24 protein-coding genes and 1 tRNA gene are annotated in these 23,343 nt (G+C 48.5%); 24 read left to right on the top strand and 1 reads right to left on the bottom strand.

The window, feature by feature from the left end:
* Nucleotides 1-393 precede the first annotated feature (393 nt).
* The 4 genes from HYX70_05240 to HYX70_05225 all read left to right on the top strand — a co-directional run bounded on the left by HYX70_05240 (nt 394) and on the right by HYX70_05225 (nt 4,946).
* Nucleotides 394-2,004 (top strand): hypothetical protein, encoded by a 1,611-nt coding sequence (locus HYX70_05240; GenBank protein ID MBI2798658.1) that lies wholly within the window; start codon nt 394-396, stop codon nt 2,002-2,004.
* 15 nt (nt 2,005-2,019) lie between these two features.
* The gene (gene ruvX / locus HYX70_05235; GenBank protein MBI2798657.1) at nt 2,020-2,442 is read left to right on the top strand and encodes a Holliday junction resolvase RuvX; all 423 of its coding nucleotides are present in this window, start codon (nt 2,020-2,022) and stop codon (nt 2,440-2,442) included.
* Nucleotides 2,429-3,475: an endolytic transglycosylase MltG gene (mltG, locus tag HYX70_05230; protein MBI2798656.1), complete on the top strand. Its 1,047-nt coding sequence runs from the start codon at nt 2,429-2,431 to the stop codon at nt 3,473-3,475. Before ruvX ends, mltG begins: the two co-directional genes overlap by 14 nt.
* A gap of 100 nt (nt 3,476-3,575) precedes the next feature.
* On the top strand, nt 3,576-4,946 hold the full coding sequence (locus tag HYX70_05225; GenBank protein ID MBI2798655.1) for a LysM peptidoglycan-binding domain-containing protein: 1,371 nt from the start codon (nt 3,576-3,578) through the stop codon (nt 4,944-4,946).
* Between the two features lie 396 nt (nt 4,947-5,342).
* Here HYX70_05225 and HYX70_05220 read toward each other — a convergent pair whose 3' ends face one another.
* Entirely contained in the window at nt 5,343-5,774 is a 432-nt protein-coding gene (locus tag HYX70_05220; GenBank protein MBI2798654.1) for a hypothetical protein, read from the bottom strand.
* Between the two features lie 127 nt (nt 5,775-5,901).
* Between HYX70_05220 and obgE the strand changes: the two genes are divergently transcribed.
* From obgE to HYX70_05120, 20 genes are all read left to right on the top strand, one after another.
* Nucleotides 5,902-7,158 (top strand): GTPase ObgE, encoded by a 1,257-nt coding sequence (gene obgE / locus HYX70_05215; GenBank protein ID MBI2798653.1) that lies wholly within the window; start codon nt 5,902-5,904, stop codon nt 7,156-7,158.
* Complete coding sequence (locus HYX70_05210) at nt 7,152-7,718, top strand: class I SAM-dependent methyltransferase (GenBank protein MBI2798652.1); 567 nt, start codon at nt 7,152-7,154, stop codon at nt 7,716-7,718. Before obgE ends, HYX70_05210 begins: the two co-directional genes overlap by 7 nt.
* 135 nt (nt 7,719-7,853) lie before the next feature.
* Nucleotides 7,854-8,060 carry a hypothetical protein gene (locus HYX70_05205; GenBank protein MBI2798651.1) on the top strand — a complete coding sequence of 69 codons (207 nt, stop codon included), beginning with the start codon at nt 7,854-7,856 and terminating at the stop codon, nt 8,058-8,060.
* A gap of 42 nt (nt 8,061-8,102) precedes the next feature.
* Nucleotides 8,103-8,179, top strand: a tRNA-Ala gene (locus HYX70_05200).
* Between the two features lie 146 nt (nt 8,180-8,325).
* Nucleotides 8,326-8,829 carry a GNAT family N-acetyltransferase gene (locus HYX70_05195; GenBank protein ID MBI2798650.1) on the top strand — a complete coding sequence of 168 codons (504 nt, stop codon included), beginning with the start codon at nt 8,326-8,328 and terminating at the stop codon, nt 8,827-8,829.
* Between the two features lie 471 nt (nt 8,830-9,300).
* The gene (locus HYX70_05190) at nt 9,301-9,765 is read left to right on the top strand and encodes a hypothetical protein (protein ID MBI2798649.1); all 465 of its coding nucleotides are present in this window, start codon (nt 9,301-9,303) and stop codon (nt 9,763-9,765) included.
* A complete protein-coding gene (locus HYX70_05185) occupies nt 9,749-10,009 on the top strand; it encodes a hypothetical protein (GenBank protein ID MBI2798648.1) in 261 nt (86 codons plus the stop codon). The genes HYX70_05190 and HYX70_05185 overlap by 17 nt, the downstream gene beginning before the upstream one ends.
* Before the next feature lie 15 nt (nt 10,010-10,024).
* Nucleotides 10,025-11,158 (top strand): hypothetical protein, encoded by a 1,134-nt coding sequence (locus tag HYX70_05180; protein ID MBI2798647.1) that lies wholly within the window; start codon nt 10,025-10,027, stop codon nt 11,156-11,158.
* Nucleotides 11,151-11,786, top strand: a complete 636-nt coding sequence (locus HYX70_05175) for a phosphoribosylglycinamide formyltransferase (GenBank protein MBI2798646.1) — start codon at nt 11,151-11,153, stop codon at nt 11,784-11,786. The genes HYX70_05180 and HYX70_05175 overlap by 8 nt, the downstream gene beginning before the upstream one ends.
* A gap of 58 nt (nt 11,787-11,844) precedes the next feature.
* Nucleotides 11,845-13,125: a hypothetical protein gene (locus tag HYX70_05170; GenBank protein MBI2798645.1), complete on the top strand. Its 1,281-nt coding sequence runs from the start codon at nt 11,845-11,847 to the stop codon at nt 13,123-13,125.
* A 35-nt stretch (nt 13,126-13,160) separates the two neighbouring features.
* Complete coding sequence (locus HYX70_05165) at nt 13,161-13,613, top strand: hypothetical protein (protein MBI2798644.1); 453 nt, start codon at nt 13,161-13,163, stop codon at nt 13,611-13,613.
* 51 nt (nt 13,614-13,664) lie between these two features.
* Nucleotides 13,665-13,994: a hypothetical protein gene (locus HYX70_05160; GenBank protein MBI2798643.1), complete on the top strand. Its 330-nt coding sequence runs from the start codon at nt 13,665-13,667 to the stop codon at nt 13,992-13,994.
* A 207-nt stretch (nt 13,995-14,201) separates the two neighbouring features.
* On the top strand, nt 14,202-15,476 hold the full coding sequence (locus tag HYX70_05155; GenBank protein MBI2798642.1) for a hypothetical protein: 1,275 nt from the start codon (nt 14,202-14,204) through the stop codon (nt 15,474-15,476).
* 2 nt (nt 15,477-15,478) lie between these two features.
* Complete coding sequence (locus tag HYX70_05150; protein ID MBI2798641.1) at nt 15,479-16,171, top strand: alpha/beta hydrolase; 693 nt, start codon at nt 15,479-15,481, stop codon at nt 16,169-16,171.
* Entirely contained in the window at nt 16,168-17,361 is a 1,194-nt protein-coding gene (locus HYX70_05145; protein ID MBI2798640.1) for a DegT/DnrJ/EryC1/StrS aminotransferase family protein, read from the top strand. The genes HYX70_05150 and HYX70_05145 overlap by 4 nt, the downstream gene beginning before the upstream one ends.
* The gene (locus HYX70_05140) at nt 17,349-18,374 is read left to right on the top strand and encodes a peptidoglycan bridge formation glycyltransferase FemA/FemB family protein (GenBank protein MBI2798639.1); all 1,026 of its coding nucleotides are present in this window, start codon (nt 17,349-17,351) and stop codon (nt 18,372-18,374) included. Before HYX70_05145 ends, HYX70_05140 begins: the two co-directional genes overlap by 13 nt.
* 251 nt (nt 18,375-18,625) lie before the next feature.
* Nucleotides 18,626-18,781, top strand: coding sequence for a hypothetical protein (locus HYX70_05135; protein MBI2798638.1), 156 nt, complete (start codon nt 18,626-18,628; stop codon nt 18,779-18,781).
* 96 nt (nt 18,782-18,877) lie between these two features.
* Complete coding sequence (locus HYX70_05130; protein MBI2798637.1) at nt 18,878-21,757, top strand: class I tRNA ligase family protein; 2,880 nt, start codon at nt 18,878-18,880, stop codon at nt 21,755-21,757.
* Nucleotides 21,754-22,641 carry a class I SAM-dependent methyltransferase gene (locus tag HYX70_05125; GenBank protein MBI2798636.1) on the top strand — a complete coding sequence of 296 codons (888 nt, stop codon included), beginning with the start codon at nt 21,754-21,756 and terminating at the stop codon, nt 22,639-22,641. Before HYX70_05130 ends, HYX70_05125 begins: the two co-directional genes overlap by 4 nt.
* Complete coding sequence (locus HYX70_05120) at nt 22,638-23,165, top strand: GNAT family N-acetyltransferase (GenBank protein MBI2798635.1); 528 nt, start codon at nt 22,638-22,640, stop codon at nt 23,163-23,165. The genes HYX70_05125 and HYX70_05120 overlap by 4 nt, the downstream gene beginning before the upstream one ends.
* Nucleotides 23,166-23,343: the final 178 nt, after the last annotated feature.

Raw genomic sequence — 23,343 nt, 5'->3', positions numbered from 1 at the left:
TACCATCACATAACACCAGACACGGCTTCGGACTATGTGAGTGAATTCTGTGCTCGTTTTTCCTCACCCCAATTATTTGACTCGCCCCTGGAATTTCTTACAAAAACATTAACTTTTGTACCAACACGTTAACAATACCCTGGAATGTCACGAATTACCAATCTCAAAGTTTTGTATCTCAAGCTCTCCAAACCTTTAACCTTAGCCATTTTGCGCTATAATGAATGTATCTATGCATAGGGCTCATCCCAAAACCACATCGATCTACAAAACTATTAGATTGTGCCTGAGCAATTTTTTGCTTCGCACCGTAGCTACGGCTATGGTTTGGCACAATAAAACCACCCAGGCAAGCAATCTACTAGCTTTTTCGAAACTCAATGAGGTTTTGCAATGAACCCTCCAGAAGTACTCTATCTAGACACCGACAGTGAAATAACCGAGGCTATCGATAAGCTCAAAGCCGCCAAAGCCGACGAGGTTCGCTTGGTGGCCCCGGCTCGTTCGAGCATCTTACAAAGCGCCGTAAATTTAAAGCTGCTCAAAAAAGCCGCCAGCGACCACAATAAAAAGTTGGTACTGGTAAGTGGCGATAAAACCACCCTTGGCCTCGCTGGTGCCCTAGGTGTGGCCGTAGCCAGCAGCGTTAAAGCCGAGGCGGCGGTACCCGAGGCTCCCGAGGCTGCTACAGCTAGCAACGAGCCAATTGAGATTAATGGGCCCGAGCCCGAACCTGAGCCAAGTTCTGCAGCTGATGCTGGCGAGGCTACGGCCACTGCCAGTGGCGGCATTGTTCGCAAGCGACTAAGCAAAGATCGCAGTGTGCAGGCTCCGCCCAGCGGCAAGAAGGTAAAAGTCCCTAAATTCGACAAGCTCAATAAGAAGATTTTGGTAGGTGTGGGTATTGCCGCGGTATTCTTGCTACTAATTCTGGCCTACGTGTTTTTGCCGACCGGTAAGGTTATTCTTACTGCCAAGGCCAACAAAACGCCAGTTAGTTTTCAATTTACGGCCGATTCGGGTACCAGCCAAAGTAACTTTGCAGCTGGCCAAATTGCTGCCCAAAAGCTCGAGGCCAATAAAGACTTAAGCGCTACCTATGATGCCACCGGCAAAAAGGACGTTGGCAGTAAGGCTAGCGGGCAGGTTAAGTTTACTAATGCTAACAGCTCGAACTCGGTTACAATTTCAGCCGGCACCGTTTTGAGCTCGGGTGGCAAGAATTTTAGCCTTGATTCGACTGTAAACGTGCCGGGAGCCACAGTGCAAGGCGGCAGTATTGTAGCCGGTTCGGCCAATGGCAACATTACAGCTACCCAAAATGGCGACAGCTACAATATGAGCTCGGCTACCTTTGCAGTCTCGGGCTATGGTGGCATTGGCGCTAGCGGCTCCACCAGTGGCGGCAGTAGCAAAACCGTAACTGTGGTAACGGCCGACGATATTGCCAACGCTCAAAAAACGGCTCTAGCCCAAGCCGAAAGTGGCAACAAACAAGAGGTTGCCAGTAAGGCCAGCAACCAACAAACCGTCTTAAGCGATTCGTATAGGGCTACAGTGGTAAACTCGCAACCCTCGGCAGCCGTTGGGGCCGAGGCTGGTTCGGGCACGCTCAATATTAAGGTAGCCTACACAGTCTTTGCAGCCAACAACAAAGACCTCGATGGCCTATTCGATGCTCAGGTAAAGACTAAGATTCCTGGTGGCACCCAGATTTATCAAAATGGCCGAGCCGATGCCAGATACACAAATGCCAAGCTGGTGGGCGATAGTCGGGTTCAGCTTACAGCCGACACCAGCGCTTACTATGGTGACACTATCGATACCACCCAAGTGGCCAAAGACGCCGCCGGCAAAGCCAAGAAAGACGTGTCCGATAAGGTTAAGTCACAATACCCACAGACCACCAATGTACAGGTTGAGACTACTCCAGCGCTCGACCCCAACATGCCGTTTTTCTCGAGCCGTATAAAGGTTGAAATAATTGCCGACACCAGCGGCTAAAACAACTAATTAAGTATGGTTAATTCAAAAAAGATTGCAGCCTGTGAGCTAGCCTTCGATCATGGCTTGGTCTGGATAGGCGTAGCCCTGAGCCGAGCTGGTGAAGCCACGGCCGATTCTTTGGGCAATATTAATGCCAAACAAGATGTTCGGCCCCAAGTTAAACACTTGCTCGATAGGTTTAATCCAGATGTACTGGTGGTGGGCCGACCGCGTAATATAGAGGCCAATAACACTGCTCAAACCAACCTAGCCGAGAGTTTTGCCTCAGGTTTAAGGCAGTTTGGCCGGCCGGTAGTTATGCAAGATGAATTTATGAGCAGTCAGGCGGCTGACGAACAAATAGATAAAAGATTGCCTTTGCATAAGCAAAAGCAGCAACGCAACGCTTTGGCCGCCCAGGCAATACTGGAGTATTATTTACATGAAACAAGTTGAAAAATCTAAAAATTCAAAGCCCAGGCCCATATTTGTGCTTTTGGCCGCTATAGCGGTGCTTTTTAGCCTGTTTTTACTCGGACTCGTTGCATTGGCGGGCTGGCAACTAACGCAGCCTTACGGGGCCGAATCCGCTGGCCAGCGGACGGGCAAGACCTTGGTTACAGTTAATGAGGGTGATTCCAGCTCTAAGATAGCCAGCAATCTGTTCCAACAAAAGCTGATAGCTAACCCGTGGTTGCTGGAGATAATGCTAAACCTAGGCCCCGCCCGCGGGCGCATCAAGCCCGGCCCGTATCTGATTCAGCCAGGAACCAATATGTATCAGCTGGCGACTATGCTAAGCCGTGGCCAGATAGCAATTATTAAGCTGACTTTTCCAGAGGGCCTAACCATCGAAGAGCTGGCTAACAGGTGGCAAGCAGCGGGCTTAGGCTCGCGCCAGGACTTTGTTAGTGCCACCCGCCAAGCTTACAATTTTAACTTCTTAAGCGGCACAGTGCCGGCCGGCAACCTCGAAGGCTATCTGTTTCCGGCTACTTATAAGGTAATATACGGCACCCCGGCTGCAGGCTTGGTACAACAGATGTTGCAGGCTTTTTCAGATCAGGCCTGGTCGGTCTTGCAGGGTAGTCGGCCCCAAAACCTTAGCCCCAATCAGATACTAACTCTAGCTTCGATTATCGAAAAAGAGGCCAATACCTCGCAGGATCGCAAAATGGTAGCCGGGGTTTTCTACAATCGGCTAAAGGTCGGCATGAAGCTGCAAAGTGATGTGACCGTAAACTATGCTACCGGCAAGAAAACCACCAGCCCCGGCGATTTGCGAGTGAATTCTCCTTACAATACCTATTTAGCACCTGGCTTGCCGCCAGCACCCATAAACAATCCCAGCCTAGATGCTATTGAGGCCGCTATGAATCCTGCTCAATCCGACTATCTATTCTTTTTGGCTGACCAACAGGGCAATATTCGTTTTGCCACAACTAACGCCCAACATCAAGCCAATATTGAAAAATACCTGAACAACTAACATTTTGGCTTTTACAAAGGCAAAATAATCTAGTTGACGCCTCATTTGGTGCATGCTAGACTACACAACGTACCATTGTTAAGGATAACCATTATCCGAAGTGTGGAGTGGTGTAACTAAATCCAAAAATAATGTTGCCTGCTGGTACTTATCAGATCAGGAGATCTTAACTTATAAAAGGTCGAACATCTCCGGTCCGCTGATATGGTGGAGACAGATAAACCAACAGTCAAAATTCTCGCTTACCGAGAAAAAGGAGTTCTTTATTAGTAGAAAAGTCCTCGGTTTGCCTCTTGAAGTGCGCCGCGAGTCATTCGTAGGTGTGGGGCAGTTCCAAACCTTTTCTCAAACAAAAACTCAAAGCTCTGGCCAACAACCGGCCACATATACACAAGCCAAGAAAAAATTACGCGACCGAGTTCGCTCGCTCGTATTTAATAAGACCGAAAAAAAATCAATAGTTTTACGTCTAGGTGTTCACTCTAGTCTGCTTGGCCTAGCTTTGGCATTGGTGTTGGTAGGCAAAGTCGCCACCCAGCCCAAGCTGGCTTTGATTACATCGGGTGGGCAAAACGTTGGTTCTGGCGACCAAAGCTCCGAGATTGCCACTGGTGCAGTTTTGGCGGCCGATAGCCAGGGTGTGGTTGCTCAAGCCGTTAGTCAAAAAGCCCAAGATATGAACTCTCAGGTGGCTCTAAATACTGCCGCCGATGATTTCTTGACCAAGAAATCTCCAGTTCTCACCGCCGAGGGTCCGCGGACCATTAGTTCTTATACTGTTAAAGATGGCGATACCCTCAGTAGCCTGGCTCAAAAGTTTAACATTACTAGCAACACCCTTAAGTGGGTCAATGGTATAAGTGATGAAAATAGTGTTAAGCCTGGCGATAAGTTAACCATCTTGCCGGTTAATGGCGTATTGCTAACTGCTACTGGCGGCGAAGACATTGGCCAGCTAGCAGCCAAATATCAAGCCAATGCTGCCATGATCGATAGCTACAACAACCTTGAGGGCAAGGCTCCGTTGGCTGGTGTTCAGTTGATAATCCCCGATGGCGTAATTCAAGCTGCCCCAGCTTTAGTTGCTGCGTCAGCTCCAGCTACAGCCACACCAGCCCCCACCTTTGCTAGCAAGATTACCCTACCTAGCCTAAGCGGCAGCGGTAGCTTGAACAATGGCTACGCATATGGTTATTGTACCTACTATGTAGCCAGTCGCCGCAATGTACCAAATGGCTGGGGTGATGCTCGGTATTGGTATGGCCGGGCGGGGGCCAGTGGCTTTGCTACTGGTAGCGCACCTCGTGCAGGCGCAATAGCCTGGGATCAAAGAAACATCAACCATGTAGCCTATGTGGAATCGGTTAATGGTGACGGCACTATAACTGTATCGGAGATGAACTTTAATGGTGCTTGGAACCGCGTAACCTGGCGTACAGCCCCAGCTAGTCAATTCTTATACATTTATTAAAGTAAAACAAAAAAACAAAGAGCCCTTGCGAAAAGTCCGGGGCTCTTTTTTGGCTACAAAAGTTGGTAAAACGCGAAAGCCCCCAAAGGGGCTCGCTTGGTTGCGAACCCTTTCGGGGGCGGGTTGGGTGGGCTTGTAGCTCATCCTCGGGGTGAGAGCTCCTCGAGGAGCGGGTCTATCGAGCCTGTTGTGATGTAGGTCCGAACTAGACCCTCGATAACACTTGGTGCCACCAGGTAGGGGCCGGGCACGATTTCGACGGCTCGCCGGAGCGGGGCCAAGGCCCCAGTCAGAACTTGCCGAATGGACTCCGGGTCGGAGATACGCGCCTCATCGCGAACGATGGGGGCGAGAGATCCGCGCACGAACTCCTTCCAGCGGTCGCCGACTTCGGTGCTACCCATGGCGCCATCCTTGAGCCCCTTGCCGAGCGGACTCGTTGCTGGCGGCGTAAGCTCCTACCCACTTTTCGGCCGATGTCGCTGGATTCTCGGTGACGTAAGCCTCCAACCGACCAGATTCGCCGAACAGTTCAACGATCGCGATGGCCTCATCGATCGAGTCCTCGATCAATGGAAAGCCACTGTCCTTAGCGGTATAGACACCCCGACCCTCGATCTTGACCCCGAACCTTATGGAAAGGTTGTTGGGGTCTTGCGTTATGTCGACGGCTATGACCAGTGGTGTAGTCATTAGCAGAGCGACCAGATCACTGCCTAGAGGCAGTAACTGGCCGGTTCGCACGTCCTCACCACCGAAACTCTTGAGCCAGCTGAATTTCCCAGGCGTTACCTGGTCGATCCAGGGCAAGTCTTCCCACCGAAGCACTTTGACCTCAGTCCCGAAGCCTCTCTTTATGGACTGCATGTTGCTGCCTCCTAAAGGGCAAGAACGGATCTAGAGCGGTTCCCTAGAGTCTTGCAGATTATCCTACTTTTATGCTACAATGTCAAGCATGTTTACAGATGTAGCTACAGTCAAAGTTAAGGCGGGCAACGGCGGCAACGGCCGCCTGAGTTTTTGGCGTACACGCGGGAATCCAAAAGGGGGCCCCGATGGTGGTGATGGTGGTGATGGTGGCAATGTGGTGTTGCGAGCCGATCATAACACCAACACCTTGGCAAAATACCGTAGCTCCAAGCTCTGGGCGGCCACCGATGGCGGCCAAGGCGGACCTAGCCGCAGTCACGGCAAAAATGGTGGCGATGTGGTGTTGCCAGTGCCACCTGGTACAGTGATTTTTAACGGCGAAAAACAAGTTGCCGATTTAGCCGCCGATGGCGACGAAGCCATTGTGGCTTTTGGTGGCCGCGGCGGCTTTGGTAATGCTCACTTCAAAAGTTCGGTGCGACAAGCGCCCAAAATGGCCGAACTAGGCGAGAGCGGCGAAGCCAAGCAGCTCAAGCTCGAGCTCAAGCTGGTGGCCGACGTTGGTTTGGTAGGCCTGCCCAATGCTGGTAAGTCAACTCTGCTGTCGGTAATCAGTAACGCCAAGCCCGAGATTGCCAATTATCCATTCACTACCTTGGTGCCCAACTTGGGTGTTGTTGATGTTGATGAGCGTAGCTTCTTGGTGGCTGATATTCCCGGCCTAATTGAAGGTGCTAGCCAAGGTAAGGGCTTGGGTGATGAGTTTTTGCGCCACGTGGAGCGCACCCGGCTGCTACTGCATTTGATTGACATTAACGGCGAAGATTTAGCCAAAGATTACCAGACGATTCAAAAAGAACTATCTGGCTATGCGATAGATCTAAGTCGTGAACCCCAAATTGTAGTTGTAACTAAGTGTGAGAGTATGCCGAAAGCTGATGTCGATAAAAAGCTGGCTGAATTTATTAAAGCTACCAAGCTCAAAAGGACCGAAGTACTTTGCATATCTTCAGTGGCTGGCAAAGGTGTTCAGGAACTATTGCGTGCGACCAACCAAATGCTGCAAAAACTTAACGCCAAAACCGAAATTTCTGAAGAAGAGATTCCGGTCATACGGCTCGATGAATCCAAGGCTTGGGGTGTACACGCCAAAGACGATGTGTTTGTGGTAGCGGGCACCGAGCTCGAGGGCTTTGCCAATCGCACCAACTTCTCGCAATACCAAGCCGTACAACGGCTGCGACACATCCTAGATCGCAAAGGCGTGTTGGGGCAGATTCGCCGCCTTGGCGGTCAGCCTGGTGCCAAAATCAAGATTGGGGAGCACGAACTGGAATGGTAGAGATTAGTGTAAGTGGTATCTATATAATTGCCCAGGCCGAGCCCGATCTGTTTTCGCCCAAGAGTTTGGATCAGGGGACTCGGCTGTTGCTGGAATCACTGAATAAATTTGACTATTCGACCGCTCTCGATTGGGGCTGTGGCTGGGGCGCGATTGGACTGTATATGGCCAAGCTCAAACCAGAATCTAAGGTTGTCGCGCTCGATAGCGACATTGCCGCCGTTAAGGCTACCAAGGCCAATGTGGCTCAAAACCATATCGAAAACCTTGAGGTCGTGGCTAGCCATAGCTACGATGAGCTCGATTCCGAGCAAAGATTTGACCTGATTGCTAGCAATCCACCCACCCACCGTGGCAGAGAAGTAGTCGATACCATGATTGCCGAGGCCAAGGAGCGATTAAACGACGGTGGTGCGCTGGTGATGGTGGTGGAGGCTCGGCTTAAACCCTGGGTGGCCAGACAGATGAAGAAGGTTTTTGGTGACTATAGAATTCTAAAGCGCGGGCCTAAGAACGTAGTTTTGGTGGCTCGCCAAAACCCCTCCTCTTTGTCATCCTGAACTTGATTCAGGATCTGGATCTTTACCGTTCGAGGTTTATCGAGAACTATTAGTTCTCACTTCGCCTACCTGCCGGCAGGCAGGTTCGAACAATAAACTTTATACTTCATCCATCATACTTTATACTTAACTAGTATGGACGAATCCAAAGACAAACGAGCCAAAAAAGCCGACGACTTTTTTAAGAAAGAGATCAAAACTGCCGAGATCGAAAACCCAGCTAGGCTTAGCTATAGGGATGGTTTTAGGTTGGGATTTGGCTTTTTTATTGGCTTTGCTGCCGCCACCCTAATTCTGGTGCTGATAGTGTATGGCATAAATATGCTGTTTAAGCTATTCTAGTTGATTTTTGGCGATTTTCAGGTTAAAATTAGTTGCTATTGAGGGGCTATAGCTCAGTTGGCCAGAGCGCTTGCATGGCATGCAAGAGGTCGCCGGTTCGAGCCCGGCTAGCTCCACCATAAGTTATTATTTATAGAAAGCTCAAGCTTTCTATTCTTGTTTACACATGTTTAAATAAGTGCGATTCCATCTCGCCTCTCTGTATGGGAGCGGGGAGGTGAGATGGAACGTCCCTCACCTTTCTTGCCAAGGGAGGGTGAGACAAATGGCTATCAAGGTAGAAGAAGTGCCGCGCGATGCGTCGCAGGCCACGATCTTGCTGTGTTCGCGCTTACTGACCGACTTCGCTGACTGGCACGTGTTGCAGTGTGAACCATGGCAAGCACCGCCAGCCAGGCCGCGTGACGAAGCGTACGTGCGCGAGGTGCTGGCCGACCCCGAACAGTGGTTGCTGTTGGCTTTTCTAGAAGACAAAGCTGTCGGCATTATCCACCTCTCAGTGCATCACACTCGCGACAAGCCCGGTTGGCCCGATCATGACTACGGCTACATCGAAGCCGAATGGGTTCGACCAGTCAAGCGCCGGCAGGGAGTGGGCAAGGCCATGGTGGAAGCCACCAAGAAGCACTTTCGCACACTAGGTATCGATTCGATCGAGACCAATGTGTGGGGGTGGAACACGAAATCACGTGCTCTTCACGAAGCTAGGGGTGCACAGATCAAGAACATCAACTATGTGATCTGGCTCGAACCAGACACTCGACTCTGAGGATGGGGTGAGATGAAAGTTGTGCTAGATAGGTTCTGTCCCAACTGCCAGACGGTGTCGAATGTGCTCGAGACACGAAGAACCGCCGATGGTCACAAGCGCCGTCGTAGACAGTGCACAAGCTGTGGTAAGCGGTGGACATCCCACGACGAAATGGTGCTCACCCAAGAAAGCATCAGGGCCGCTGATCTCAAGGTGGGTTCTGTGGTCATTCTGAGCCGGAATCTGGCTTGGATCGAAGCTGTTTCAGCAACCGACGAAGGGGTTCGTATCAATCCTGCTGGCCTATCGTCCATTGTTCTAGATCCCGACCACCTGGTTGATGTAATCGGCCTTGATGTGGACCGAGAGTCTCGGGATCATCGCAATCGGTAGCGCCACTGGTTCAATCAAAATCCGAGTAGGGCCCGGGGATTCGTCCCCGGGCCCGAGTGCTTTTTGGGAATTATTTTTTGCGCTACAATGGCCACAATGAATGCAATCCAAAGCTGCCTAGAACTACGCAAGCAAGCATCGAGTATTGTTGCTGATGCTTTAAGTCGAGCCGAAGGCAAAAGCGAATCCCGAGCCGCAAAAGGGATTATTTCGGGTCTAGATAAAATTAAAAGTGCATCGAAAGGTTGGTACGACCCACCACCAAATGGTGTGGTCGTGTTGTTTGGCAACCCAGGCGAGAAATACGAAAGAACGCGTTTTGATAGCCTACGGCCTGAGAAGTATTGGCCAAGTCCAAAGTACAACTTCGAAAAAGAAACCGTAGGGCTGTTTCACGTGTCGCCTTTTTGGCAACGCACTGGCATTATTGCTGACTTCGGTGCTGCTATTTACACCGGTAGCGACAAGAAAATTCATAACCATATAGTTAATGGTCTTGGCATGGTCGAAGATTTGGCCGAATGCTCAAAAGTTGGCATGAGCTTTGAATCGAGGCGATAAGGTCGAGGTAAACAAACTCATTAGCAGCAAGCGAGTTTTTATAAATGCTGATGAGGAGAAAGTGATTCCAGCCACCATCGCCTTCACAGCTGAGATGAGAGTTAGGTCGGCCAACGATCCAAGTTTGCCAAACATTTACTTCCACACAATTGTTAGTTTTGTGAATGGTCAAAAAGCAATTACTAGCAATTTCAACCCTTTGTTTAGAGCAATCGGTATGAACTATATTAAGTCGAAGTTTTAAGTTACAATAACGATTATGAAGCGTATGACTTACGCCGGAGCGGGGGTAGATGTAGATGTCGAAGAAAAAGCTGCCGAGCTGCTGTACAAAGCAGCGCGCAAAACCTGGAGAAACCGAGAGGGAATCTTAGGCGAAGTTGTATTGCCGTTCGATGACTTTTCGGGCATTCGGGCTATTGATGCTGGCAAATTGCCGGCGGGCACCTTAATGAACCTAGGTTTCGACGGCGTGGGCACCAAGGCTGAGTTTGCCGACAAAGCCAAACGCTACGATACCTTGGCCTTTGATTTGTTAGCTATGGTTTGCGACGACGCTGTGATTCGTGGCGGTGAGCCAGTGATAGCCGGCTCTATAATCGACGTAAATACCCTGGGCGAAGACGACAGCCGCTTGATTTATGTTAAACAACTTACGGAAGGCTATGTAAAAGCCGCCAAGGCCGCCAATGTGGCCATCGTGAATGGCGAAATTGCCCAGCTCGGTAATCGTGTGGGGGCGAGCAAAGATTTTAGCTTGAACTGGGGTGCGGCGCTGGTGTGGTTTGCGCATAAGAGCAAACTAATTACCGGCCACAAGGTTAAGCCAGGTGACGCCATCGTGGGTTTGCAAGAAACCAGCCTGCGCTCGAATGGCATATCGTTGATTCGCAAAATCCTTAACAGCAAAGTCGGGCCAGACTGGCACAAGAAAAGGCTGAGGGGCAAGAAGCTAATTGATTTGGCACTGGCGCCTTCAACTATCTATTCGGCCGCAGTTGTAGATATGTCTGGGGGTTGGCAAAAAACTAACCCAGCCAAAGCCGGACTACATGCCCTAGCCAATGTTACGGGTGGTGGCTTGCCATCTAAACTGGAGCGGGCTCTAAGGCCAAGTGGCCTGGGTGCTGCTATATACGATCCGTATACACCAGTTGAGCTAATGTTACATTGTCAGCAACTGGGCGGCGTGAGCGATCGCGAGGCTTACCGCACGTGGCACATGGGCCAGGGGATGGTGATAGTTACGCCCGAGCCAGATAAAGCCATCGAAATAGCTAAAAGCCATAAATTGAAGGCCAAAGTTATTGGTGAGGTGGTGCCACAAAAAGGTCTAACTATAACCAGCACCGGTTACTACAACAAGGGCGAGAAGTTGGAGTTTAATGTCTAAGTACCAGCCAAAGTTTGCAGTGTTAGTAAGTGGCAGTGGCACCCTGGCTGACGCCATATTAAAAGCCGGATTGCCAGTTAAGCTTATGGTTGCCGATCAGCCGTGCAAGGCAGTTGATAAAGTTGCGCCAAAACACGAAGTTAAGGCTGTTGTAGTGAGCCGGCAAGATTATGGTTACATACCTAAAAAAGCCAAACTGGACCGCAAAGCATTCACTAAGGCGGTTGCTGAAGTTTTGCATAAAAATAAGGTAGACGGGGCTATATTGGCGGGTTGGGATACAATTCTTGATGCCTCTTTCTTTACTCCAAAAAACTTTTACGGCAGAGTACTCAACAGCCATCCGGCATTATTGCCAGCTTATAAGGGCATAGGCCATGCAGTGCCCCCACAAATTAAGGACAAAGTTAAAGTTTCGGGCACCACTATTCACGTAGCTAGTGCCGATGTCGATGGCCAGCCCTATTTGTTTCAAGAAGAGGTTAAAGTTTTGCGTGGTGATACCGTCGATAGTTTGCACGAAAGAATCAAGGTGGTCGAGCGTAGGCTGTGGCTGCAAGCCGTTTGGCAATGGTCTAGTCTGATCAAAGCTAATCCTAACTTTCGCTGGCCTGTCGTTAAGCCTTAAGCGTTATTTATGTCTCATAATGCTTATGGTATAGTGGTTTTAGCTAATATTTACTAATATGCCTGCAGAAACAAGAAGCCCAGCAAAAGGATCCGAGTCGTCATATAAACCTGGCACGCTCGAAGATCTAAAATCTATTGCAAGTGCCAATCGGGCCGAGAATGGTATGAGTGGCCAAGAAAGAGTAGGTCTTGGCAAGGACTTGATTAAAAGCGGCGCCAAAGAAATGCTTGGAGGTGCCAGACAGGCTAGCGGTGAATTTGTTAAGGCTAAGTCCGAGGCCTTTACAAAAAAGGCCTCTGAATTTCGACAAAATTTGAGTACATCTGCCGAGTTCGCTAAAGGGCAGTTGACAGCCAAGGGCATTGAGCTAAAAAGGTTTATGGGCCGCACTGCAGAGCAGGGGCGTAACGCTGCTGAGAGACTGGGCAGCGCAGGCAAGGAAAAATACGAGAACGCTAAAAAGTCTGTCGCCGAAAAGCGAGAAGCTATCCGCAATAAAGGAAGCGAGGTTTTGCAGTCAGCAAAAGATAAGGCCAAGGAGGCCAAGGCTAACTTAACTGAACGAGGACGTAACATTTTACCTAGACTTAAAGAGGCTGGCAAAAACGCCCTACTAGCTGGTGTAGGTCTTGGTGCAAAAGCAGGCGAGCGCTTAAGGGGCAATGCCAAAAATGCCATCGAAAACATACAAGAAAGTTACAAAAATCTAGACCAAAAACTAGAGGCGCGCGCCACGGAACGGAGCCAGGAACGACAGGAGCGTAGGGCCAGGGCAGAGATTCAGGCCGAAAAAGAACGAGTCCGTGAAAAAGCAGAACAGCAAAAAGCCCAGGTCGAAAGAATGGCCAAAGAAATGATTGCGAAAATTCTAGAGCAGGCCGCCGATGCTCGGGCTAAGCTTGATAAAAAAACAGAAACATTGAAGGGTATGCTGGCTAACGCCAGAGAGATGGATCTATCTGATAAGTTTAAGGCCGGTATTAAGGCCGAACAGGCAGAGGTCGCAAAACAAGGCGAGCAACTAAAACAAGACACCCAGGAGCGAATACAGGGAGTATTAGAGCGAAGAGATCAGTTAATTAAGTCTATAGAGAAGGCAGCCGAACTGAACAAAAATCGACTCGATGTAATGCTCGACAACTTAAACAAAACCAGAGAAAAAGAGAACAGCCAGTTGAGTCAGAAAGGCAATGTGTTCAAGGGCTTTATGAGGCGATCAGTTGGCTTGTTAATGCGTGGTGCTGCAAGAGTTGCTGAGAGTGTCGGCAGGGGGTTGAGACAAGGGGCTGAACGATTAAGTAATTCTGGCCAACAACAGCAAGGGGCCGCCGGCTAGCCGTTGATGTGTTAGAATAAGCATAAGGAGAAACGATGAACCAAGAAAATATCGATGCTATCATAGCAGGGTTGGGCCTCAGTGACCTGGACACAGAACAAAAAGAGCCCATTGTGGCTGCAATTACAGATTTACTAGAAACTCGCATGAGCGATGTTTTGTCTAAACAGATGAGTGATAGTCAGTATGCTGAATTCGAAAAGTTTCTAAAAGCAGGCGATGATGCCGCCGCCTGGCAGTACATTAGCCTGGTGGTGCCAAACTATAACGACCTATTGCAGGCCGAAATGGATAAGGTTAAGTCGGAGTTTGCCACTCAGGCTTCAGAGCTTGTACACGCAGCAAACGAACATAGACAGGCCGTGCAAGAATTGGCTCAACTAGACCTTGAACAGCCCGCCGAAGATACCCAGGCCACAACCGCCACAGCCCCTGCAGGCACTGCTAGCGGTTCAGCAGGTACACCACCATCCAGCCCGCTGGTTTAATAGAAACTCTTTTGCTTGTATCTATTATTCCATGGGTGAGATAATAATGGCATGTTCACAGCTATAGCGGCCATTATGATTTTTTTGTTGGCAGCTTTGCTGCTTTGGTTTGGCTGGCAGCTTGAGACCGGTAAACGTCAGCCTCACCCGAAAGACCACTTCTTCCCCATGTTTGGCCGAAATGTCGACTATGTGCTGGGTGTGGCAGGGCTACTGGCCGGGGTAGGTGTGCTAGTAGTTCTGGCTGGACTATTTGTTAAGAATAGCCCAGTGGTGCTAATCGGCACTGTATTAGTTGTTTCGGGCTTTGGGCGAGCCTATATGAACCCGAAAGCAGTTGGTCCAACCTGGGCGCGGCACAAAAAACACAGTCATTTGTAGTCACAGATACCAAAATTGAAAGTAGTATATAATTATGGTTATTATGGACTCATTACAGATATTCCTGCGTCTGCAACTCCACTCGCCAGCAAGCTGCTTATTTTTTACTTCGCAGCGTAGCTACGGCTATGCTTTGGCGCAAGAAAACAACCATCTTACTCGGCGATTGGGCTTTCGAATCTCGCAGGAGAATCTACAATGAGTCCATTGAAGAAGCGCCTCTATTTTGTGGCAGCTCGATATTTTCGTTTTTGGGCCAAGATCCAGTTAAAGCGCTGGCGCCCAAAAGTATTTGTGATTACTGGCTCCAGCGGCAAAACCACCATGCTTCATTTGGCTGAGGCGCAGCTAGGCAGCAAGGCTCGCTACTCGCATAAGGCTAACAGCAGTTTTGGTGTGCCATTCGATATCTTGGGCCTAAGTCGCAAGGAATTGAAACGGACAGAGTGGTTAAGTTTAATTTCCAAGGCACCATTTAAGGCATTCAAGGGCATACATAAACAGAGTATCTATGTGGTTGAGGTTGATTGTGATCGGCCAGGCGAAGGTAAGTTCTTGGCTGAGCTATTACGACCGAATGGTGTAATTTGGCTATCCAGCACCCAAACCCATGCTATGAATTTCGATAAGCTGGTTAAAAGCGGTAAATTCAACAATGTCGAGCAAGCGATTGCTTTTGAATATGGACACATCTTAAGAGCAACATCGGAGCTTTCAATATTAAATCGAGATAACCCGGACATAACTAAACAGAGTGAACCCGGACTGGGGCCAAAAGAGAATATTCTGGTTTCTAGTAAAAACATAGTTAGCTACCGGCCAGGTCTAGAGTCCACAATATTCACCCACGAAGGAAACTTTAAACAATTACCAAAAGAGTTTACCATTCCATCGCTAGTTCCTGAGGAGGCTGGCCTATCAGCTCTCGCTACTTTGATACTTTGTTTCAACCTTAACTTTAAGTTCGACAAGGATTTCAAGAACTTTCTGCCCCCACCAGGTCGCAGCTCAGTCTTCAAAGGCATTAAAAACACTACCTTAATAGACGGCACCTACAACGCCTCGTTAGATGCGGCTGAGGCCATCTTGAATATGTTTGCTAGCCTCGATGTGCCTAAAAAATGGGTAGTAATTAGCGACGTTTTGGAGCAGGGCGAAAGTGAGCAAAAAGTGCACCAGCAGTTAGCCCGCGACATTGCAAAGTATAAGTTTGATAAGATTATTGTTATGGGGCCACGTTGCAAAAAGTTCTGTTCGCCAGTTTTGACCCAACTCAAGGTCGAACACACTGCTGTGAAGACACCGCGCGAGGTTTTAGACATACTAGAGTCAGAGCTAACAGGTGGCGAGACGATTCTATTTAAGGGCACCCGCTTTTTAGAAGGCGTAATTGAGCACCTACTAAAAGATAAGGCCGATGCCGCAAAGCTATGCCGACGTGAGGCTGTTTGGGTAAAACGCCGAAGGGCTTGGGGACTATAGCTATGAGGCCAAGAATCTATGTTGTCCACGGCTGGGCTTATGACCTTAGTAAGTGGGAAAAGCTTATGACGTATCTGAAAAGCAAGGATGTTGAGCCCACCATGCTAAAAGTTCCTGGCCTCACTGCTCCATCTAAAGAGATTTGGGACTTGCAGAAGTATACTGATTGGCTGAAAGATCAAACCAAGTCAGCCAAGCAGCCATTTGTATTAGTCGGTCACTCCAATGGTGGCCGTATATGCGCCAATTTTGTAATCCAAAATCCTGAGCGAGTTAGACAACTCATATTAATAGATAGTGCTGGCGTACACCACGATCAAGCAACTCTAAAACTGCGCCTGCGAATGTTTAAAGCTGCTGCCAAAGCCGGCAAGAAGATTACTCGCTCACCCAAGCTAAAAAAACTACTATACAAAGCCAGCCGAGCTCATGATTACGAACGTGCGCCAGAAAACATGAAGCAGACCATGGTTAACCTGCAGCGTGACAATAAGAATCTGCATTTTGAAGAAGTAAGAGTGCCCACAACCATTATTTGGGGTGAAGACGACAAGTTAACCCCTTTGAGTGATGGTAAACAAATTCATGAGCAGATCAAGGGCTCAAAGCTCCAAGTGATTAAAGAGGGCCGACACTCACCGTTCTATACCAACCCAGAAATTGTTGGCGATACCATTCTGGAGTTGTTGAGGTGAGCATTTTCAACTCCCTGGGCTCAAATTATAGTGCCTCAGAAATCTGGCGGGCTTTCTTTGGGATTGGTTCTAAAACGGCCACACAAGAACTCACAGGCGAACTCGAAAAAACCTATGCTGGTAAGGCGCTACTGACATACAAAGGTCGCGAGGCTTTGCAGCTAGCAGTCAAATTAAGCGATCTACCGAAAGGCTCAGCAGTTGCAATTAATGGCTTTACTTGCTATGCGGTCTATCGAGCAGTGACTTATGCCGGGTGCGAAGCGGAGTTTGTCGACATAGAGCCTGGCGGACTACAATTCTCTGCAACTCAACTTGAGCAAGCTGTTAGTAAGAATGCAAAAGTTAAGGCGGTGATCATTCAAAATACTCTTGGCGTGCCGTGCGATATTGCCGGTATCGAAAAAGTTTGTAAAGAGCACGGGCTTGTTTTGATCGAAGATTTGGCCCACGGTGTTAAAACCAAATATGCCGATGGGCGCGAAGTCGGCACTGTTGGTGATTTTGCCATGCTCAGCTTTGGCCGCGATAAGCTGATCGATGCGGTGTCGGGCGGGGCACTCGTGGTTCGCACCGGCAAATACCAAAAGCTAGATCAATTTAGGCTGTCTAAGCCGCCAGCCTCAGCCCGCATGCGCGACTGCTTGTACCCAATACTAACTTGGAAAGTCCGAGTTTTTTATGGCATTTTTGGCATAGGAAAACTCTTGCACAGTTTGTTCAAGAAACTTGGTCTGCTTTCGCGCTCGGTCGACGCCGAATACTACGAGGGTCATGCTATTTCTGCATGGCAGGCCAGGCTCGCCCTAAACCAGTTCAAAGACTTGTCCTCGGAACTGAGCCGACGTCAGAATTTGGCCAAGGTCTATGCAGATAATTTTGATAGTTCAGTACAACTTCTGGCCTCGAGTAAACTTGCTAAATCGTCATGCTTGCGCTTCCCAGCAGTCGTTAAGGATCGCGATAAGGTTTTTGCCGAGCTGGCCAAACAATGCATATATATAACTGATACATGGTACGACACACCAATCGCACCACCTCGCTATATGAGCGCAACTACCTACAAAACCGGCCAATGCCCCAATGCCGAGAAGCTGTGCAGACAAATTATTAATCTGCCAACTCACAGACAGATAACTCCCGGCCTGGCTCAGAAAATAAGCGAAGTTATAAACCAATGCCAGCAATAACAATTAAAACAATTGAAGAAGAGAAAGTTTGGGAGGCTTTTTTAGCTAAGCACCCTGAGGCTAATTTTTTACAATCGTGGTATTGGGGTGAATTTAACAAATCTCTAGGCAAAAATATACATCGCCTAGGCTACTTTGAAGGAAGTAAGCTGGCAGGTGTGATGTTGAGTGTAACCGAAGCGGCTCGGCGTGGACGCTATATGGCGGTTGCTGGTGGGCCAATATTAGATTGGCACAACCAAAACCTGGTGAGGATCTGGGCTGAATCTCTGCGGCAGCTGATTAACGATCAAAAGTGTGTATTTGTCCGGGTTCGACCGCAGTTAATCAGCAATGACTTTGCGAAAACTATCTTTGCTCAAGCCGGCTTTCGGCCGAGTCCAATGCACCTCTCAGCCGAGTTAACCAGCCAACTTGATCTTAGCAAATCCGAAGATGAAATTATGGCAGATATGCGTCAGCAAACCCGCTATGAGATTCGCAAAGCCATCAAGCAATGTGTAAAAGTTAGCCAGTCATCGAGTCCTCAAGATCTTAAGGCCTTTTATGATCTACAGATGGAGACGGCCAAGCGCCAGGGTTTTGTGCCGTTTAGCTATGACTTTCTAGAGAAGCAATTCAGGACCTTTGCCGAGCACGACATGGCTAAACTCTATAGCGCACATCGCGACGGCAAGTTGTTGGCCCAAGCATTTGTGATATTTTATGGGGAAGAGGCTGCTTATCATTATGGTGCCAGCACTCTTGAAGGCCGCAAGTATCCTGGCGCACCGCTTATTCAGTGGCAGGCTATTCGTGAGGCCAAAAAGCGCGGCATGAGTCGCTATAACTTCTGGGGGGTAGCGCCGGCGGGCGAGGCTAGCCACAGATTCCATGGGGTATCGGTCTTCAAGCGCGGCTTTGGTGGTGAAGATGTCGAGTATTTGCACGCCCAAGACTTAGTGGTTAACAAAACTAAGTACGCTTTGAATCTGGCTGTGGAAGTTGCCCGCAAAAAAATCCGACATGTTTAAAAAAGTTTGTGAAACTAGCTTGACAGAGTACAACTATAAGCGTAATATCAGAATCGTTATGCGAGAATTTTTACTTAACCTACTTACTCTACTGGTGCCCCGTAAGGCGGTTAAGGTTCGTGTACGCGCTGATCGATAATAAATAGTTTTTCAAGAATCTGACCGCCGAAAGGCGGTTTTTTGTTTGTCTAGACAATCAGCTTACGATTCGTTCGTGAGCTGATAGCAAGGATAAGCACCAAGGGAGAGACATGAAGAAACAAGCAACCACACAACCGATTACAACCCAGATCAGCTCGACACCAGACAACACTCAGGTCGAGAGTGCAATTGGTCATTCCTGGCCGCCAGTCTGGCCAGCCTTTGACAAAGCTCGTTTTCCTGACGGCTTGGTGCCATACGCCTGAGCTCAGTCAGGACAGGTGCCCTTGCGGACGGCTTCGGGGTGGGAAACCACCCCGGGCCGTGTCCGTACTAAATTAATCTGATAGAATAAGGTCATTATGAAAAAATACGATCCTAAGTCAATCGAGCCGAAATGGCAAAAAATCTGGCAAGACACAGGCATTTATTCTGTCGACCTAGCCAGCAAAAATCCTAAGTTTTATGGCTTTGGTATGTTTAATTACCCAAGCGGCGCTGGTATACATGTTGGGCACGTACGCAATTACACGATTTCTGATGTAATAACTCGATTTAAGCGACAACAAGGCCATGCCTCGTATCAGCCAGTAGGTTGGGACTCATTTGGCTTGCCAGCCGAGAACTTTGCTATCAAGACGGGAGTTTCACCCCAAGAATCTACCAAAAAAGCTATCGCTAAATACCAAAAGCAATATCGAGCCATGGGCTGGGCGGTCGACTGGAGCAAAGAGATCAACACGACCGACCCTGAGTATTACAAATGGACGCAATGGATCTTTACCAAGCTGTTTGAGCACAAGCTTGCTTATCAAAAAGAAAGTGCTCAATGGTGGTGCGATCAGTGCAAGACTGTTTTAGCAGACGAACAGGTAATAAATGGCAAGTGTTGGCGTCATGACGGTCCGGATGATCCACTAGTAACCAAAAAGAACTTAAAGCAGTGGTTTTTTAAGATTACTGATTATGCCGATGAGATGCTCAAGGCCACAGATGATCTTAACTGGACCCAGTCGGTCAAAGCTTCGCAAAAAAGCTGGATTGGTCGTAGCCAAGGTGTTTTGGTTAAGTTTCCGATTGAGGATTCAAGCAAGACCATTGAAGCCTACACTACTCGAATAGACACAATCTACAGCGGCACGTTTATAGTGTTGGCACCTGAGAACCCACTAATCAAAGAGCTGTCTACAAATGACAAGCAAGCCGAGGTTGAACAATACACCAAGCAGGCTGTGGTTAAGACCGACGTTGACCGTCAAGAGGCCAAAGAAAAGACCGGTGTTTTTACTGGTAGTTATGCAACCAACCCGGCCAGTGGTGAAAGAATGCCGATTTGGGTAGCTGACTTTGTGTTGGGTGGCTATGGCACAGGCGCGGTTTTTGGTGATGGCCACGATGAACGCGATGTGGAATTCGCTATGAAGCATAAGATTCCACTCAAGACCTCGGTTGAGCCTGTAACTGGCAGTGAACAAAAAGAGCCTAAAGAAAAGGGCAAGATTGTGGCCTTGGTGGAAAATGCTAAGGGCGAAGTTTTGACCATAAACTGGGGTCCAAAGCTTGGCGGGCGCTTACTGGTTGGCGGTACGGTCGAAGAGGGTGAAGATCCGGTTAAAACCGCCAAGCGCGAAGTAGCTGAAGAGACTGGTTACGCAGACTTAGAGCTGATAGAGATAGGTGACGAAACAATTCACCACCACTACTATGCGCATTCCAAAAAGCAGGCCACAATTGCCCACACTAAGGCTGTCCATTTCCGATTAAAGAGCGATAATCGCCAAAGCCAACAGCTCGAAGATAATGAAAAAGATAAGTTTAAGGTTGAATGGATCAGCAAAGACAAAGCCGAAACAGAGGTGGTTGATCCCCTGCATCGCTACGTATATGACAAGTTTGTTGCCCGCATGGTATTTACTGGCGATGGGGTGCTTTACAACTCTGACCAATTTGACGGCATGAGTTCGGTCCAAGCCCGAGAAAAGATTACTGAATTCTTGAGCAAAAAAGGGCTGGCTAAACCAGAAGTGCAATACAAGATGCGCGATTGGCTGATTAGCCGTCAGCGGTATTGGGGAGCACCAATTCCAATTATTCACTGCGAAGAACACGGTGCAGTAGCAGTCCCTGAAAAAGATTTGCCAGTGTTGCTGCCCGAAATAAAGGACTACCAGCCTACCGGCGGGAATGTATCGGTACTGGCGGGCGTAGAAGGCTGGGTAAATGCTCCCTGTCCGACATGTGGAAAGATGGGTAAGCGCGAGACCGACACCATGGATGGCTACGTTTGCTCTAGCTGGTACTTCTTGCGTTACTTGAGTCCACACGACGATACTCAAGCCTGGGACCCAGCACTTACAAAAAAATGGATGCCCGTAGATTTTTACAATGGCGGCGATCATGCTACGGCTCATTTGCTGTATGCACGATTCTTCACAAGGTTTTTCCACAAACTTGGCTTAGTGGACAGCCCCGAGCCATTCGACAAGATGGTCTACAATGGCAAAATCAAAGCCCCGGACGGCTCGGCCTTTAGTAAAAGCAAAGGCAATGGTGTTGATCCATTGGAGGTGATTGAGCAAAACGGTGCCGATGCTTTACGGCTGTACGAAATGTTTGCTGCCCCTGTTGAGCAAGATGTACTTTGGGATCCACAAGGTGTACCCGGTGCATATCGTTTCTTGAGTCGAGTCTGGAGCTTGACCCAGGCTTACATGGCAGCGGAAGGTAACAAAACTGAACCTATAGCCGGCACTGCCATTACAAGGTCTGCTCACAAATCAATCAAAAAAGTTACTCAAGATATTGGGGGCGAAAAGTTCAACACCGCCATAGCTGCAATTATGGAGGCGACCAATGAGTATTATAAACACAAGAGTGATTATAGTGTGCAAAAGTCGCCAGAGTGGACGCTTGCAATAGAGAGCTTGCTGCAAATCCTTGCGCCGTTTGTACCTCACATAGCCGAGGAGTTGTGGGAGCAGCTTGGCCGCACCGAGAGCATCCATTTGCAGTCTTGGCCCAAGTACGATCCAGAATTAGTAAAAGATGACGTGGTTACAATTGTAGTGCAGGTAAATGGCAAACTACGCGGGGAGTTTGTGGTTGAGGCTGGCGCTGATGCCAAAGCCATTGAAACTGAGGCCCGCATTAAGAATGACGAACTTAGCTGGACTAGTGGTGCCGAGATTGTAAAAGCTGTAGTTGTGCCAGGTCGATTAGTTAACTTTGTGACCAAGCAATGAGTGAACTATATTCTGCCGATACTACGCCAGAAAAGCGCCAGGAGTTTTTAGAAACTGCCGATGTAGAGAACGAACAAACTTGGCAAACAGTTTATGCACTAGCACGAGAGTCAGAAGAAAGGGGTTTAGAAAAAGGCCTAAGAGGCATATCGGCCGACCAACTCATTGGTTTTGCAGAGGCAGTTCGTCATTTAGATACGCCAGTGGAACGCTATTTACAGACGCTAGAGCCCAGCCCTACTGGCAAGCTCTGGTTTGATGAGCTTTATGGTTTCAGCAGCCCAACAATTGTAGAGAGCATCACTGACTTTATGCAAAAGGTTATAAATAGACACCGGGCAAAACTTGGCCAAGGCATTGATTTGGGTACGGGCACCGGTGTGTTGGCAAAGAGGCTAGCGGGTTTTTGTGATTCTTTTGCAGGGCTCGATCGAAGCACAGAGTTTCTCACTATTGCCCGCGAGAGAACAAAAAATAAGATTGGGCTGGTTGCAGCCGACGTAACCAGGTTGCCTTTTAGAGATGAGAGTTTCGATCTTGTTACTAGTTGCGGACTGATTTTCTCGCTTGACCGAACAAAATCAATTGATTTTATTACTGAACTATCGCGGACCCTAAAATCCCCCGGCGTCTACATGGACGGCTTTGTTACTGGCAGCCATGGCGATGTTTTAAGGAGCTATGCCAGCTGGAAAGATTCGCTAGCTGACATGGTGGTAGATACGGTGTCGGGTCGGTCGGAAATTACAGACCGGCTATCCTATGCAGACTCAGAGTTTAACGAACTCAAAGAACAGCTGGGTCTGGATTACAACACAATACCCATGGGGCCAGTCAGAGGGTCGACTGGCCAAGCGGTATTAAGGATGATTACCAAGCAATGAGCGAATATACAGTTTCAGACGCAACGCAAAATGACGCGGTTGCTATAGGGCCGATGCATTTAAAATCTTGGCACGAGACCTATATAAATCACGAGCTTGGAATTAATTCTGCATTTATTAATGAAAAAATGGGCAAGGTCGCCAAAGAAGAGGGTAACGAGTTTCGACGTAAGCGCATAGCCGAAGCCCAGGCCAATCCAGAAAAAGTTATGTATAAGGTTGTTAAGAACAAAGCTGGTGAGGTAGTTGGCTTTTTTATTGCCGAAAAAATAGATGAGTTTAATGATCTGCAGGCGATCTACCTATTAGATTCTGCTAAAGGCAGCGGAATTGCTAACGAGCTTATGGATGGTTTCTTAGCCTGGCTGGATCCGGCCAAACCTTCAAAACTGGCAGCTGCTGCTTACAACGATAGAGCACTACGCTTTTACCAGAGATACGGTTTTGCTAAAACCGATAAAGAGTTACCTCTGCACCACGATAAGATGCCCACCGTAGAGATGGTACGCCCGGCCGATAAGTAGTTGCTAAATAGCCCAAAAAGTGCTAGAATGATTAGCGAAATGCTTCAAATAGAGCATTCGGTGTCGCAAAAAATCAATAAAACCCGACATCGTGTCACAGATCCCAAATTGCATCGTAATTATTTAAGTATGCAATTGGGGCAATAGACATCTCGCTGAAGCGAGATAAGCGCTCAAT

Source organism: Candidatus Saccharibacteria bacterium (genome assembly GCA_016191105.1).
Taxonomy (GTDB): Bacteria; Patescibacteriota; Saccharimonadia; order CAILAD01; family BJGX01; genus JACPPH01.
Note: the sequence above shows the minus strand (reverse complement) of the source record. Positions and strands in the feature narration are given on the sequence as shown.